The organism is Pseudacidovorax sp. (genome assembly GCF_017991995.1).
In the GTDB taxonomy this organism is placed as follows: Bacteria; Pseudomonadota; Gammaproteobacteria; order Burkholderiales; family Burkholderiaceae_C; genus Xenophilus.
In genome coordinates this window covers 130,701-144,821 of the sequence record NZ_JAGOPN010000008.1, presented here as the reverse complement: position 1 = coordinate 144,821, position 14,121 = coordinate 130,701, and the positions used below count along the sequence as shown (strand labels likewise).

At 70.3% G+C, this 14,121-nt stretch carries 10 protein-coding genes; 5 read left to right on the top strand and 5 right to left on the bottom strand.

Annotated features, from left to right (window positions below):
* Window positions 1–17: 17 nt before the first annotated feature.
* The 3 genes from KBC94_RS13035 to KBC94_RS13025 all read right to left on the bottom strand — a co-directional run bounded on the left by KBC94_RS13035 (window position 18) and on the right by KBC94_RS13025 (window position 4,168).
* Entirely contained in the window at window positions 18–1,208 is a 1,191-nt protein-coding gene (locus KBC94_RS13035; RefSeq protein WP_294370617.1) for an ABC transporter substrate-binding protein, read from the bottom strand.
* Window positions 1,209–1,382: 174 nt separating this feature from the next.
* Window positions 1,383–2,822, bottom strand: coding sequence for a glutamine synthetase family protein (locus tag KBC94_RS13030; RefSeq protein WP_294370614.1), 1,440 nt, complete (start codon window positions 2,820–2,822; stop codon window positions 1,383–1,385).
* Between the two features lie 5 nt (window positions 2,823–2,827).
* The gene (locus KBC94_RS13025) at window positions 2,828–4,168 is read right to left on the bottom strand and encodes an aromatic ring-hydroxylating dioxygenase subunit alpha (RefSeq protein WP_294370612.1); all 1,341 of its coding nucleotides are present in this window, start codon (window positions 4,166–4,168) and stop codon (window positions 2,828–2,830) included.
* 282 nt (window positions 4,169–4,450) lie between these two features.
* Here KBC94_RS13025 and KBC94_RS13020 point away from each other — a divergent pair, with 282 nt between their 5' ends.
* Window positions 4,451–5,188, top strand: a complete 738-nt coding sequence (locus KBC94_RS13020) for a GntR family transcriptional regulator (protein ID WP_234194497.1) — start codon at window positions 4,451–4,453, stop codon at window positions 5,186–5,188.
* Window positions 5,189–5,198: 10 nt separating this feature from the next.
* Here KBC94_RS13020 and KBC94_RS13015 read toward each other — a convergent pair whose 3' ends face one another.
* Window positions 5,199–6,119: a LysR family transcriptional regulator gene (locus KBC94_RS13015; RefSeq protein ID WP_294370607.1), complete on the bottom strand. Its 921-nt coding sequence runs from the start codon at window positions 6,117–6,119 to the stop codon at window positions 5,199–5,201.
* 112 nt (window positions 6,120–6,231) lie between these two features.
* Here KBC94_RS13015 and KBC94_RS13010 point away from each other — a divergent pair, with 112 nt between their 5' ends.
* The 4 genes from KBC94_RS13010 to KBC94_RS12995 all read left to right on the top strand — a co-directional run bounded on the left by KBC94_RS13010 (window position 6,232) and on the right by KBC94_RS12995 (window position 11,936).
* Window positions 6,232–7,470 carry an FAD-dependent oxidoreductase gene (locus KBC94_RS13010; protein WP_294370606.1) on the top strand — a complete coding sequence of 413 codons (1,239 nt, stop codon included), beginning with the start codon at window positions 6,232–6,234 and terminating at the stop codon, window positions 7,468–7,470.
* Window positions 7,470–9,107, top strand: a complete 1,638-nt coding sequence (locus tag KBC94_RS13005; RefSeq protein WP_294370605.1) for a hydantoinase/oxoprolinase family protein — start codon at window positions 7,470–7,472, stop codon at window positions 9,105–9,107. Before KBC94_RS13010 ends, KBC94_RS13005 begins: the two co-directional genes overlap by 1 nt.
* Before the next feature lie 151 nt (window positions 9,108–9,258).
* The gene (locus KBC94_RS13000) at window positions 9,259–10,935 is read left to right on the top strand and encodes a hydantoinase B/oxoprolinase family protein (protein WP_294370603.1); all 1,677 of its coding nucleotides are present in this window, start codon (window positions 9,259–9,261) and stop codon (window positions 10,933–10,935) included.
* Window positions 10,932–11,936, top strand: coding sequence for a tripartite tricarboxylate transporter substrate binding protein (locus tag KBC94_RS12995; RefSeq protein ID WP_294370602.1), 1,005 nt, complete (start codon window positions 10,932–10,934; stop codon window positions 11,934–11,936). The genes KBC94_RS13000 and KBC94_RS12995 overlap by 4 nt, the downstream gene beginning before the upstream one ends.
* Window positions 11,937–12,883: 947 nt before the next feature.
* Here the strand turns inward: KBC94_RS12995 and metK are convergent.
* Entirely contained in the window at window positions 12,884–14,065 is a 1,182-nt protein-coding gene (gene metK / locus KBC94_RS12990) for a methionine adenosyltransferase (protein ID WP_294370601.1), read from the bottom strand.
* Window positions 14,066–14,121 lie beyond the last annotated feature (56 nt).

Genomic DNA, 14,121 nt, shown 5'->3' with positions numbered 1-14,121 from the left:
CGCGCCGCCGGCTCGCCTTACTTGGCTTCCTTGGCCGGGTCCTTCACGCGGTCGAACTTGTCGAACTCCACGTTGACCAGCTGGCCGTCCTTGGTCTTCTCGACCTTGCGGATGTAGACCGTCTGCACGATGTCGCGCGTGGCCGGGTCGATCTCGATGGGGCCGCGCGGGCTTTCGAAGGCGACACCCTTGAGCGCTTCCATCACCTTGTCGCCCGAGGCCTCGGCGCCCGCCTTCTTGTAGGCCAGGTCGATGGCCGTCATGGCGTCGTAGGCGGTGATGGCGAAATAGCTGGGGCGCAGCTGCGTGCCGAACTCGGCCACGAAGTCCTTCACGAACTTCTCGTTCTTGGCCGACTTGTGGGCATAGGAATAGTGATGCGCCGTCACCAGGCCCAGGGCCACGTCGCCGGTGGCCTGCAGATAGCTGTCGTCGGTGGCCTCGCCCGTGGCGAAGAGCTTGATGCCGGCTTCTTCCATGCCGCGCTCCTTCCAGACCTTCAGGAAGGCCGGCGGCATCACGCCCGAGGGAAAGAAGAAGAACACCGCCTGCGGCTTGGCGTCCTTGATGCGTTGCACATAGGCCGAGAAGTCGGGGTTGTTCATGGGCGTGCGCACCTCGCCCACCACCTTGCCGCCGCCTTCGGTGAAGGCCTTCTTGAAGGCCGTTTCGGCATCGGTGCCCGAGGCATAGTCGGCCACCACGGTGTAGGCCTCCTTGACGCCGTTCTTGAGCATCCAGCGGGCCATCGGGTCGGCCATCTGCTGCACGGTGAAGGAAACGCGCGCCACATAGGGCGAGCTGGTGGTGATGCCGGACGAGGCGGCATTCATCACCACCACCGGCACCTTGGCCTGTGCTGCCACGGCGCCCACGGCATAGGCATTGGGGCTGAAGTCCAGCCCGGTCAGCACGCTGACCTTGTCGCGCACGATCAGCTCCTGCGCGATGCGCTTGGCGGCATCGGGCGCGGGGCCGGCCGTGTCCTTCTTGACGATCTCCACCGTCCGTCCGGCGATCTTGCCGCCATGCTCCTTGAGGTAGAGCGCCACCCCGGCATCGAACTGCCGGCCGTAGTCGGCATAGGGCCCCGAGTAGGTGGCGATCAGCCCGATGCGCAGCGGCTCCGCCGCCTGCGCGGCAGCGCCCATGAGCCCCAGGCAGGCGAAGGCGATCGCGCCCAGGGCGCTTCTCTTGGTGACGGTCATCGCGGGTTCCTCGTGATTAGAAAAAGGCAGAAAAGCAACGTGCAGGCCGAACAGCAGTTGGCCGCGGAGCAGGCCATGCGGGTGCACTCGCGGAACTGGCTTCGCCAGGCCGCGGAGTGCGCCCCCTTGAGGGGGGATTCGGCTACACGAAGTGAGCAAGAAACGGGGGTGGGCCTAGTACATATCGAAATACTCGCGGTGCTCCCATTCGGAGACCTCCAGGTTGAACCGCGCGATCTCCGCCTGCTTGATGTGGCAGTAGTAGTCCACGAAGGTGCGGCCGAAGCGCTCGACCAGCACCTCGTCGGCCTGCAGCGCGGCCAGCGCATCGCCCAGCGAGCGGGGCAGCGGCTCGGCCGGCGTCTCGTAGGGCGCGTCGGCGCTGGGGCCGGGGTCGAGGCGGCGGACCATGCCATCGAGGCCGGCGTGGATCTGCGACGCCAGGTACAGATACGGATTGGCCGTTGGCTCCCCCACGCGGTTCTCGATGCGGGTGCCGGCATCGCCCGGGCCGCCCAGCACGCGCAGCATGGCGCCGCGGTTGTCCCGCGCCCAGATGGCCCGATCGGGTGCCAGCGAGAAGGGCCGATAACGCCGGTAGCCGTTGATCGTCGGGCAGGCCAGCACCGAGGCGCCCACCGCATGGGCCTTGAGGCCGGCCAGCCAATGCATGCCCAGCGGGCTCAGGTCTTCCGCGCCTTCTTCCGGGATGAACGCGTTGACGCCATCGCCGCGCCGCCGCAGCGACTGGTGCAGGTGCCAGCCGCTGGACATCACGTTCGGAATCTTCGGCCGGCACATGAAGGTGGCGTGCCAGCCCTGCCGCTGGCAGATCTGCTTGATGGCGCTGCGCAGCAGCACCATGGTGTCGGCGGGTGTCAGCCCCGTGGTGGGACCGAAGGTGAGCTCGAATTGGCTCGGCCCGAACTCGATCTCCAACGAGCGCAACGGCAGGCCCAGCGCGATGAGCTGGTCGTGCAGCACCTGCATCACCGCATCGACGCGGTCGTAGCGCAGCTCGGTGAGGTACTGGTGGCCATGCGACAGCAGCGACACGCGCGGCGGCTCGCCGGGCTGGCCCGAGTCGGCCAGGCCCATGCGCGCATCGTCGAGCTGGAAGACGTGGAACTCCACCTCCAGCCCGGCGACGAAGTCCAGGCCCTCGCGGCCCAGTTCATCCACCGCCTTCTGCAGGATGCGCCGCGTGGCGAAGGGACAGGGGCTGCCGTCGGCCATGTAGGCATCGCACAGCACCCAGCCGGTCTTCTTGGCCCAGGGCAGGATGCGGAAGGTGCCGGGGTCGGCCACCAGGGTGAAATCGGCGCCGCCCTGCAGACCGGGCAACGCGAAGCCGCCGCCGGCGCTGAAGACCGGAAACACCGTCTTGTGCGAGGTGTCCTTGGCCAGCAGGGTGGTGGTGAGGTTGACGCCGCCGCGCAGCGTGCTGCGCGCTTCGCTGGCCACCAGGGTCTTGCCGCGCAGCAGGCCGTGCTGGTCGGGCCAGGCGAAGCGCACCACGTCCACCTCGCCGCTGGCCAGGCGCCGGTCCAGCTCGGCGGCCTGGCGGGCCTGCTCGTCGGTCCACAGGCCGTGGCGGTCCACGAAGCTCGCCATGGCGCTCAGCCCGCCTGGCCGTTGTTCAGCCGGGCGGCGGCCCAGCTGCTCTTGAGGCGGCGCTCTCGGTCGGCCTCGCGCCAGTAGGCGTCGTTGTCGCTGCCGCGGTCGTTCACGCCGTCGATGGAGGGCGGGCCGCTGAAGGCGGCAGCTTGGTCGGCGCCGATCAGCAGGGGCGCCTCGCGCTCGCCGCGCTGCACGCTCTCGATGGCGCGCACCAGCATGCGGCGGAAGGTGATGATGCCCTTGTCGGTGGCGCCCAGGTGCTCGCGGCTGCGGTCCTGGATGGGGCCCTGCGATTCGCAGGCCCACTGGTCGTGCACGTTGATGTCCATGCCCATGCCGGTGAAGGTCTGGCTGGCCTGCTCCTGCACGTCGTAGCCGTACTGGTTGGACTTGTTGCGGCGCGAGACGTAGTCGGGCAGCTCGATGGTGGCCAGGCGCTGCTCGCGCATCTGCTGCTTGTCCACCGGGCCGGTGAAGCTGGTGAAGATGGCATACCAGTAGGTGTGGGTGTCGTCCACCGGCACATGCCACTGGGTGATGGTCATCTCCGCGCTCATCGGGATGACGAAGGCCTGCGGGAACATCACGTTGGTCACGCGCACATGGGTGGCCTTTTCATCGAGCTTGCGCAGCGTGGTCAGGCGCATGCCGTATTCGGTGGGCTCCACGGCGATCTCGGGCCGGTCGTATTCGCGTAGCACCTTGGTGATGGGCAGGTTGGAGTCGGCCGAGGCGCCGCGGAACTGCTTGCCGTAGCTCTCGGAGGTGTCCTCGTCCTCGAAGAAGCGATGCAGGAAGGAGGCATGGGCCGGGTCCATGCCCACCTCCAGCGCCTGCAGCCAGTTGCATTCCCACAAGCCCTTGAAGGCGAAGGTGTGGCTGCCGGGTGCGACGAAGCAGTCGAACTCCGGGAAGGCCGGCGGCTCGCCCGGGCCGATGTATGCAAAGACGATGCCCGAGCGCTCAACCACCGGGTAGGCGCCCTGCTTGATGCGCGTGCACATCTTGCTGCCCACGGGTTCGGCGGGCGTTTCCAGGCACTGGCCGGTGGCGTCGAACAGCCAGCCGTGGAAGGGGCAGCGCAGGCCGCCGTCCTCCAGCCGGCCGAAGGCCAGATCGGCACCGCGGTGCGGACAGTCGCGGTCGAGCAGGCCCAGGCGGCCGGTCTCGTCGCGGAAGAGCACGAAGTCCTGGCCCATCAGCTTGACGGCCTTGAGCGGGCGCGGGCCGTCCAGTTCTTCCAGCAGCGCGACGGGCTGCCAGTAGCGCCGCAGCAGTTCGCCGGCCGGCTTGCCGGGGGCGACGCGGGTCATGAAGTCGTTCTGTTCCTGGGTGATCATGGGTTACTCCATCGAAGGTCTGCACTTCGTTGTATGCAATTGCATGCAGTGTCGGGCCGATCCTTGTGTTCCGTCAATGGCGCGTGTCTGGCCCGGCTGCAAGATGCCGGAGCATTTTTCCCTTTGTTGGTGAGGATGGAGCGAGGGAATGCACCAGCGCCGGGCATCACTGCCGTCGCCGAGGCGATCCTTCTTCTGCATGCAACTTGCGCGCCAAGGTGCGCCATGGGCATGCCGCTGCACGCCGGCGCCTAGAATCCGCCGCAGCTTCGGAACTGCGCCATGGACTCCCAACAATCACGCGTGCTCGTTCAACTCCGGGACATGATCCTCAAGGGCGAATTCGGCCCGGGCGAGCGCCTGGCGGAGATCCCGCTCTCGGAGCGCCTCGGCGCCTCGCGCACGCCGGTTCGGCTGGCGCTGGCGAGCCTGGAGCATGAAGGGCTGATCGAGCCCTCGCCCTCAGGCGGCTACCAGATGCGGGCCTTCACCTCGCGCGAGATCGCCGACGCCATCCGCGTGCGCGGCGTGATCGAAGGCTTCGCGGCCCGCCTGCTGGCCGAGGACGGCGCTTCGCGCCAGCTGCTGCGCCAGCTGCACGACTGCCTGGACGAGGGCGACCGTGCCGTCAACAAGCCCACCATGGAGCTCGACGACTACGCCGCGTACGTGGAGATGAACGACCGCTTCCACCGCCTGATCCTCGAAGGCTGCGGCAATGCGGCGGTGCTGCGCACGCTGGAGATGCTGGCCAGCCAGCCCTTTGCCGCGCCCAGTGCCATGCTGCCCATGCAGTCCTCGATGGAAGAAGGGCAGCAGTGGATGCGCCAGGCCCACCGCACCCACCATGCCCTCGTGCAGGCCATCGAGCGCGGCCAGGGTTCGCGCGCCCAGGCGCTGGGCGAGGAGCATGTGGAAATCGCCCGCATGAACCTGGACTACGCACTGGAGCGGCCCGACCTGGCCGCGCAACTGATGCCCGGCATGCGCCTCGTGGCCGGCAGCCGCGGCCGGAGCTGACAACCGTCGCTCAGCCCGCGGCAGCCCGCGCCGCGCGTTGCTGAAGCAGTTGGACGAACGCGAGGGCCGGCGGCGACAGCGCCAGCCCCCGGCGCTGGTAGATGTAGTAGGGCCGCCGCATCTCCGGCCCCCGCAGCTCGATGAAGCGCAGGCCGAAGTTGTCGGCGAAGGACCGCGCATAGTCCGGCACCGCCGCCAGCCCGGTGCCCACGCCGACCAGCGCCAGGGCGGTGGTCAGGTACTCCACTTCGGCGGCGGTCTGCAGCGAGAGCGAGGCATCGTGCGCATGCAGGTGCCGCTCCAGGTGGCGGTTGAACTCGCTCGAATAGAGCACCCAGCGCTCGTTGCGCAGCTCGTCCCAGGCCACGGCCTTGCGCCCGGCCAGCGGATGGCCGGCGGCGCAGACCAGGCGGATCGGCACGTCCATCAGGAAGGTGCGGGCCACGTCTTCGCCGGTGGGCCGCTCGGGCCCCACACCCAGTTCGGCATCGCCACGGCGCACCGTGCCGACCACCGCATCGGCCGTGGCGTCCGCCATGCGCAGGCCGATCTCGGGATGCGCCGCCTCGAACTCGCCCAGCACGGCCGCCACCCAGGTGCAGGCCAGCATCTGCGGCGCCACGACGCGCAGCAGGCCGGTGCGCAGCGAGCGCAGGTCCGAGGCGCCTTCGGCCATCTGCTGCAGGTCGTCCAGGATGCGTCGGGCCAGCGGCAGCAGCTGGCGGCCGGCCTCGGTCAGCGTCACGCTCTGGCCGCGGTCGAAGAGCGGCAGGCCCAGCGCCTCTTCCAGCTGCTGTACCAGCATGCTGACGGCCGACTGCGTGAGGTTGACCTGCCGCGCTGCGGCCGTGAAGCTGCCCGCGCGGGCGACGGCGGCAAAGGCGCGCATCTGCCGCAGGCTGAGGGCGTTGAGGGTGGGGGAGGGCTGCACCAGCGTGGAACGGGCAAGGCGATGGGAAGCGGCCGATTATCAGAAGTCTTGATGGGCCCATGAAAAGAATTGGCTGGCTTGATGGCCGACAAGCTTTCCAGAATGCCGGCCCATGCACATCGCCGTCATCGGAACCGGAATCGTGGGCAGCTGCACCGCCGCCTGGCTGCAGCGCGACGGCCATCGCATCACCTTCGTCGACCCGCAGGAAGCGGGGGAGGCCTGCTCCTTCGGCAACGCCGGCTCGCTCTCGCCCAGCGCCTGCCTCCCCGTGGGCATGCCCGGCATGTGGAAGAAGGTGCCGCGCTGGCTGCTCGACCCGCTGGGGCCGCTGACGGTGCGCTGGGCCTATGCGCCGGTGGTGCTGCCCTGGCTGCTGCGGATGCTGCGGCATTCCTCGCGCGAGGAGGTCACGCGCATCGCCACCGCGTTGCGCACGCTGCTGGCGCCCATCTTCGACAGCTACGAGCCGCTGCTGGCCCATGCCCAGGCCCAGCATCTGGTGCGGCGCAGCGGCTGCCTGTATGTCTTTTCCTCGCGCGAGACGGCGGCGCAGTGGGCCTGGGGCATGGAGCTGCGCCGTTCGCTCGGCGTGCAGATGCGCGACGTGGAGCAGGACGAGCTGGAGGCGCTGGAGCCGGACCTCAAGGGGCGCTTCCGCTTCGGCATCCTCGCGCCGGAGAACGGCTCGACCACCGACCCTTCCGCGCTGGTGAAGGCGCTGCATGCCCAGTGCCTGGCCGACGGCGCGACGCACCTGCGTCAGCGCGTCACCGGCTTCGAGCGGCAGGGCAGCCGCGTCACGGCCGTGAAGCTGGACGCGGGGGCGCCCCTGGCGGTGGACGGCGTGGTCGTGGCCGCGGGTGCCTGGTCCGGCCGGCTCGCCGCCGCGCTGGGCAGCCCGGTGATGCTGGAGACCCAGCGCGGCTACCACGTCACCGTGCAGAGCTCCAACCTGCAGCTTCGCCACACGGTGATGGCGGTGGAGCACAACCTGATGGTCAACCCCATGGCCATGGGTCTGCGGCTGGCGGGCACGGTGGAATTCGCCGGCCTGGCTGCCGAGCCCAACCTGGCCCGGGCCGACGCGCTGCTGGCGCAGGGCCGGCAGCTCTTTCCGCACCTGGACACCTCGGCCTTCACCCGCTGGATGGGCCATCGGCCCTGCCTGCCCGACAGCCTCCCGGTGGTGGGCACGGCGCGCAGCGCCGACAACGCCTGGCTGGCCTTCGGCCACGGCCACATGGGCATGTGCATGGGCGCCACCACCGGCCGCGAGATCGCGCACCTGGTGGCCGGCCGGCCCACGCAGGTGGACCTGATGCCCTTCTCGCCGGAGCGCTTCCGGTGATGGCAGCGCCCTGGTCGCTGGGCGTGGACATGGGCGGCACCTTCGTCGATGCCGTGGCGCTGCACGAGGACGGGCGCAGCGTGGCGATCAAGCATCCGCGTGCTGGTCGGCGTCTGGCCGAGCCGGTGGTGGAGGCGATCGATCGGCTATGCGCAGAGGCAGGCATCGCGCCGGCCGAGGTCGGCCGGGTGGTGCATGGCTCCACCGTCATCACCAACCTGCTGCTGGAGCTGGACCGGCCGCCCATCGCCTTGCTGCTGACGCGTGGCTTCGGCGATGTGCCGGTGCTGGCGCGGCAGGATCGGCGTGCGCTGTACGAGCCCGTGATCGCGCCAGCGGTGCCCGAGGCGGCGCTCTTTCCGCAGCCGCTGCGCTTCGAGATCGGCGGGCGCATCGATGCCGGGGGCCGCGAGGTCGAGCCGCTGGACCTGACGGCGCTCGACGCCGCCGCAGACGCCATCGCGGCCGCGGGCGTGCAGGCGGTGGCGGTCTGCCTGCTGTTCTCGCACCGCAACCCTTCGCATGAGCAGCAGGTTGGTGAGCTGATGCGGGCGCGTCTGCCGCATCTGCACGTCTCGCTCTCGCACGAGGTCGACCCGGCGCCGCGCGAGTTCGAGCGCGCGCTCACCACCGCGCTGGATGCCTACGCCAAGCCGCTGGCGGCCGGCTACCTGCGGGCGCTGGCCGAGGCGCTCTCCGCCCGTCGGTTGCCTGCACCGATGCTCATGCATTCCGAAGGCGTGGTCCGGCCCTGGCAGGACCTGGCCGCGCGGCCGATCGGGCTGGCCATGTCCGGCCCCTGCGCCGCCCTGCGCGGCGTGGCGGCCTGCCTGGACGAAGGCGCCCGCCGTGGCGCCCTGCTCACGCTGGACGTGGGTGGCACCAGTGCCGACATCGGGCTGCTGCACGGCGGCCAGTCGGCCTTCGCCGAATCGCTGGAATGCGGCGGGCTGGGCATCCGCCAGCGCTGCGTGGACATCGCCTCCATCGCCATCGGCGGCGGCAGCGTGCTTCAGGTGCTGGCGGGCGGGGCGCTGCGCATCGGCCCGCGCTCGCAGGGCGCCTGGCCGGGGCCGGCAGCCTACGGGCAGGGCGGCACCTTGGCGACGCTGAGCGATGCACTGTGCGTGCTCGGCCGTCTGCCTGATCGGTTGGCGGGCGGACTGGCGCTGGACTGCCGTGCCGCCGAGGCCGCGCTCGCGCGCGACGTGGCCGTGCCGCTGGGCCTGCCGCTCGCCGAAGCGGCCGAGGCCGTGGTGCAGGCGGCTGCCGCGCACATGGCCGAGGCACTCAAGACCCATGCCTTCCAGCGCGGGCTGGATCCAGCGGACGCGCTGCTGGTGGCCGTGGGCGGCGGCGGCGCGCAGCATGCCGCGGAGGTCGCGGCGCTCGCCGGCATGGCCGCCGTGCGCGTGCTGCCGCAGGCGGGCGTGATGGCCGCGTTGGGCATGGTACGCGGCCCTGCGGAGTCGGCCACGAGGCCATTGCGCACGGTGCGCGAGGCCTGGGCCGGCATCGCGCCGGAGGGCCATGGTCCGGCTGCGCTCTTTGCGCCGATGACCACGGTCTGGGTGCCTGCTGGCTGGCGCTGGCGGATCGAGGGCGATGGCAGCCTGCAGCTGGCGGTGTCGTCATGAGATCGCCGCGCTGCATCCGCTTTTCAGCGTTCACCGGCCAATGCCGCGAGCGCGCCCTTTCGTTCGCCCGGGAGTGCCCCAGCCGCTCCTCTCCCCTCGCGGGAGAGGGGGCAAGACCGCGTCTCGCTGCCTGTGCAGAAGGTGCCGCCCGATGACCCCGCACGCCGACCCCGCCATCGCCCTGCGCATGGAGCCCTTGCGTCTGGCTCTGCAGGGCGCGGCCGACCGCATGCAGTCGGCCATGATGCGCGCCGCCGTCTCTACCATCGCCCGCGAGGGCGGCGACTGCGCGGCGGCGCTGTTCCTGCCCGACGGCCGCCTGCTGGCGCAGGCGCGTTCGCTGCCGTTGCTGCTGGGCTCGCTGATCCCGGCCGTGGCCGGGGTGCTGGCGCGCTTTCCGGCCGGCGCCATGCGCAACGGCGATGTCTATCTGCTCAACGACCCGTGGTCGGGTGGCACGCACCTGCCCGACATCGCGCTGGTGCATCCCGTCTTCGACGGCCGCGAACTGATCGCCCTGGCGGCCACCAGCCTGCACCACCAGGATGTGGGCGGCATGGCGCCGGGCTCCATCCCGCCCGACGCGATCGAGATCCACCAGGAAGGCCTGCGTCTGCCGCCCGTGCGCTGGCGCGATGCGGCGGGCGTGCTGCCCGACATCGACGCCATCCTGGGCGCCAACACGCGCACGCCCGCCAACCTGCGCGGTGACCTCGAGGCGCAGTGGACGGCGCTGGCCCAGGGCGCGCGTGAACTGCGGCAGATCGCCCGCCACACCGGCGAGCGCTTCGCGGCCGTGTGCGAGGCATTGCTCGCCCAGTCCGCCGACATGACCCGCGCCGCGCTGGCCGCCGTGCCCGATGGCGAGTGGCACTGGCACGACGCGCTCGATGGCGACGGCGAGGGTGCCGAGCCCATCGCTATCGCCGTGCGGCTGCACAAGCAGGGCGAAGCGATCACGATCGACTTCGAGGGCAGTGCGCCGCAGATGCGCGGGCCGCTCAACGCATCTGCGGCTGCCATGCTGTCGGCCGCGCTGTTCTTCATGCGCACGTTGGCGCCGCAGGCGCCCAACAATGCGGGCTGCCTGGCACCGCTGACGCTGCGGCTGCCGCCGCACAGCGTGGTCAATCCCGATTGGCCGGCCGCGGTCAACGCCCGCACGGCCACCGTCAAGCTGGCCTGCAACGCCATCCTCGGCGCGTGGGCCCAGGCCACGGGCGCGCAAGGCGAGGGCGTGGCCCCGCATGCCGGCGTGGCGACCGTGCTCGCGCTCAGCGGCACGCGCGGCGACGGTGAGCGCTGGATGTTCACCGAGATCATCGCCAGCGGTGCCGGCGCCAGCTCCACGGCGCCGGGCCGCGCGGGCGTTTCCACCGACGTGGGCAACGCGCGCAACACGCCCATCGAGGTGATCGAGGCCGAAGCGCCACTGCGTGTGTTGCAGTACGCCATCCGCCGCGGCTCCGGGGGCGCGGGCGCGCAGGCCGGCGGCGACGGTGTGCGGCGCGAATACCTGCTGCTCGACGGCGAAGGCTGGATCGCCTACCGCGGCGAGCGTCACCGCAGCCAGGCCCGCGGCGCCCAGGGCGGCGGCGCGGGTGCCAGCGCGTCGGCACGCCTTCTGCATGCCGACGGGCGCGTGCAGCCGCTGGCCGCGCGCAGTCGCGTGCGCTGGCAGGCCGGTGATCTGCTGTTCATCGAGACCGCAGGCGGCGGCGGCTGGGGTGCGGTGGCCGCCACTGCAGGCACCCCGTCGCCGCCGCCGTCTTCGTTGCTTTCCCCGTCGTCTTCCTTCCATCCCGACCCACGCCAGGAGTGCCCATGAACCGAACGTCCTTCTCCCTTCGTCGCCGCGCTGGCCTGGCCCTGGTGGCGACGCTTGCGACCGGTGCTCTGCTGGCGCCGGTCCTCGGCCAGGCGCAGGGCGCCTATCCGAACAAGCCCATCCACATCGTCGTGCCCTTTCCGCCCGGCGGCAGCACCGACGTGCTGGCGCGGCGCATCGGCGACAAGTTGGCCAGTGCCTGGGGCCAGCCGGTGGTGGTGGACAACCGCGCCGGTGCCGGTGGCACCGTGGGCGCCGACTACGTGGCCAAGTCCGCGCCGGACGGCTACACGCTGCTGATGGGCGTGACCGGCAGCAATGCCATCGCGCAGGCGCTGTACGCCAAGCTGCCCTATGACGTGGTGAAGGACTTCGCGCCGGTCTCGATGGTGGTGAGCGCGCCGCTGGTGCTGGCCGTGAATCCCGACGTGAAAGTGCGCACGGCGCAGGAGTTCCTGGCGCTGGCCAAGTCGAAGCCGGGCGGGCTGAGCTACGGCTCGGCCGGCAACGGCACCTCGATGCACCTGACGGGCGAGATGTACAAGCAGGCCGCGGGCGTGTCGATGGTCCACATCCCTTACCGCGGCAGCGCGGGCATGCTGACCGACCTGATGAGCGGGCAGATCCAGGCCACCTTCGGCGACGTGCTGGTGCTGATGCCGCAGATCCAGGCCGGCAAGCTGCGGGCCCTGGCCGTCACGTCGAAGACGCGGCACCCGATGCTGCCGGACGTGCCGACGCTGGACGAGGCGGGCCTCAAGGGTTTCGAGGCCCTGTCGTGGCAGGGGCTGTTCGCGCCTGCCGGCACGCCGCCCGAGGTGGTGGAGAAGCTGAGTGCCGAGGTGAACAAGGCGGTGCGCTCGCCGGATGTGCGCGAGTATTTCGCGTCGCGCGGCTTCATCGTCGAGGGCACGACGCCGGCGGCCTTCAAGGCGCTGATCGAGGCCGAGGTGAAGAAGTGGACGCCGATCGTGAAGTACTCGGGGGCGCGGGCGGATTGAGCTTTGGTGCGACTGCTGAGTTTGGCAAGGGCGGGGATGGTCGGGTTGGTCTACCTTGGCAACCGCTGCGTTGCGCAGGCGTTTCGATGCCCCATGCCTTTGATGCAGTCCACCGACAGGTGCCCGCGGATGTGGCTTTTGAGTGGGGTTTCCGGGCGCTGGGCGCTCCGCCAGCCCCGGCCCGCCCGGCCGCCTCGCCCACACGCTGCGCCGCTCGCTGAACGCTCGCGGAACCTGCGGTGCTCGCCGGATGAGCGCGCGGCGTAACTCGCTCCGCGCTTCGCGCTGCGCTCAAACAAACGCCGCGAGTCAGTCACAACCGGCCCGCGGGGGCCGCGGGCCTCGCTCATCCGGCTGCGCGCCTCGGCGCATCCTGAGGGCGAGTCGGCCGGGCGGGCCGGGGCCGGCTCCAGGGTGATCGGGTGGACGTGGCCCCTTTGCCGTTCTTCGAACACCTTCAGGGCGGGCCGATACCTGTTCAAGTCGGGAGTTGGTGGACTGCCCAGCGACCACGCTCTTCAATCAACCGTCAAGCCCGGCGGGAGCGGCCCCCAGGGCGCGGCCGTTGGGCGTGCCGAGGCGCGCAGCCTGGCGAGTGAGGTGCGCGAACATCGCGCACCGGCCGTCTCTGACTCGTGGCGCTTGTCCGAGCGGAGCGCGTCAGCGCGCAGCGAGTTGCGCCACGCACTCGCCAGGCGAGCACCGCAGGGGACCCCGAGCGTTCAGCGAGGGGCACGCACATCGGCCGCGCCCTGGGGGCCGTTCCCGCCGGGCTTCTTCGCGGAGGCAACGGTCCTTGGACCCCTCATGCGACCACAGCGAATGCTTCCGCACGCCGTGATGACAGCCCTCGAAAGTCGAGAGGTGCCAGCTGAGCAACTTCAGAGGGCCCCAAACAAAAACGGGGCCCCGAAGAGCCCCGTCACCCATTCAGCGGATGAACCCGATCACAGCCCAGCAGCCGCCTTCAGCGCTGCCGCCTTGTCCGTGCGCTCCCACGTGAACTCCGGCTCCTCGCGGCCGAAGTGGCCGTAGGCGGCGGTCTTGGCGTAGATGGGACGCAGCAGGTCCAGCATCTGGATGATGCCCTTCGGACGCAGGTCGAAATGCTCGTTGACCAGCGCCGCGATCTTGTCGTCGGAGATCACACCCGTGCCTTCGGTGTAGACGGTGATGTTCATCGGCTTGGCCACGCCGATGGCATAGGCGACCTGCACCTGGCACTGGCGCGCCAGGCCCGCAGCCACCACGTTCTTGGCCACGTAGCGGGCCGCGTAGGCGGCCGAGCGGTCCACCTTCGACGGGTCCTTGCCCGAGAAGGCGCCGCCGCCGTGCGGGCAGGCACCGCCGTAGGTGTCCACGATGATCTTGCGGCCCGTCAGGCCGCAGTCGCCCTGCGGACCGCCGATGACGAAACGGCCGGTGGGGTTGATCAGGTAGCGCGTTTCCTTGAGCCACTCCTTGGGCAGCACCGGCTTGATGATCTCCTCGATCACCGCCTCGATGAAGCTGGCCTTCATCTTGGTGGCGGTCTCGCTCTGGTCCGGATGGTGCTGCGTCGACAGCACCACGGTGTCGATGCTGTGCGGCTTGCCGTCCACGTAGCGCATCGTGACCTGGCTCTTGGCGTCGGGACGCAGGAAGGGCAGGCGGCCGTCCTTGCGCAGCTGGGCCTGGCGCTCGACCAGGCGGTGGGCGTAGTAGATCGGCGCGGGCATCAGCTCGGGCGTCTCGTCGCACGCATAGCCGAACATCAGGCCCTGGTCGCCGGCGCCGGTGTTCAGGTGGTCGTCGCTGGCATGGTCCACGCCCTGGGCAATGTCGTTGGACTGCTTGTCGTAGCAGACCATGACCGCGCAGCCTTTGTAGTCGATGCCGTAGTCGGTGTTGTCGTAGCCGATGCGCTTGATGGTGTCGCGCGCGACCTGGATGTAGTCGACATGCGCGTTGGTGGTGATCTCGCCCGCGAGCACCACGAGGCCGGTGTTGGTCAGCGTCTCGGCGGCCACGCGCGAGCGCGGGTCCTGTTCGAAGATGGCATCGAGGATCGCGTCCGAGATCTGGTCGGCCACCTTGTCCGGATGGCCCTCGGACACCGATTCGGAAGTGAAGAGAAAGTCGTTCGCCATGTTCGAGAAAACTCCTGCGTGAAGGATGCGGACCGGGCGTTTGCCGGCAACCTCGG

What these genes read in the sequence shown, in the direction of transcription:
- KBC94_RS13000 (WP_294370603.1), top strand. Translation starts at nt 9,259, where the DNA reads ATGACCCCGCACGCCGACCCCGCCATCGCCCTGCGCATGGAGCCCTTG.
- metK (WP_294370601.1), bottom strand. Translation starts at nt 14,065, where the DNA reads ATGGCGAACGACTTTCTCTTCACTTCCGAATCGGTGTCCGAGGGCCAT.
- KBC94_RS13035 (WP_294370617.1), bottom strand. Translation starts at nt 1,208, where the DNA reads ATGACCGTCACCAAGAGAAGCGCCCTGGGCGCGATCGCCTTCGCCTGC.
- KBC94_RS13030 (WP_294370614.1), bottom strand. Translation starts at nt 2,822, where the DNA reads ATGGCGAGCTTCGTGGACCGCCACGGCCTGTGGACCGACGAGCAGGCC.
- KBC94_RS13025 (WP_294370612.1), bottom strand. Translation starts at nt 4,168, where the DNA reads ATGATCACCCAGGAACAGAACGACTTCATGACCCGCGTCGCCCCCGGC.
- KBC94_RS13020 (WP_234194497.1), top strand. Translation starts at nt 4,451, where the DNA reads ATGGACTCCCAACAATCACGCGTGCTCGTTCAACTCCGGGACATGATC.
- KBC94_RS13010 (WP_294370606.1), top strand. Translation starts at nt 6,232, where the DNA reads ATGCACATCGCCGTCATCGGAACCGGAATCGTGGGCAGCTGCACCGCC.
- KBC94_RS12995 (WP_294370602.1), top strand. Translation starts at nt 10,932, where the DNA reads ATGAACCGAACGTCCTTCTCCCTTCGTCGCCGCGCTGGCCTGGCCCTG.
- KBC94_RS13005 (WP_294370605.1), top strand. Translation starts at nt 7,470, where the DNA reads ATGGCAGCGCCCTGGTCGCTGGGCGTGGACATGGGCGGCACCTTCGTC.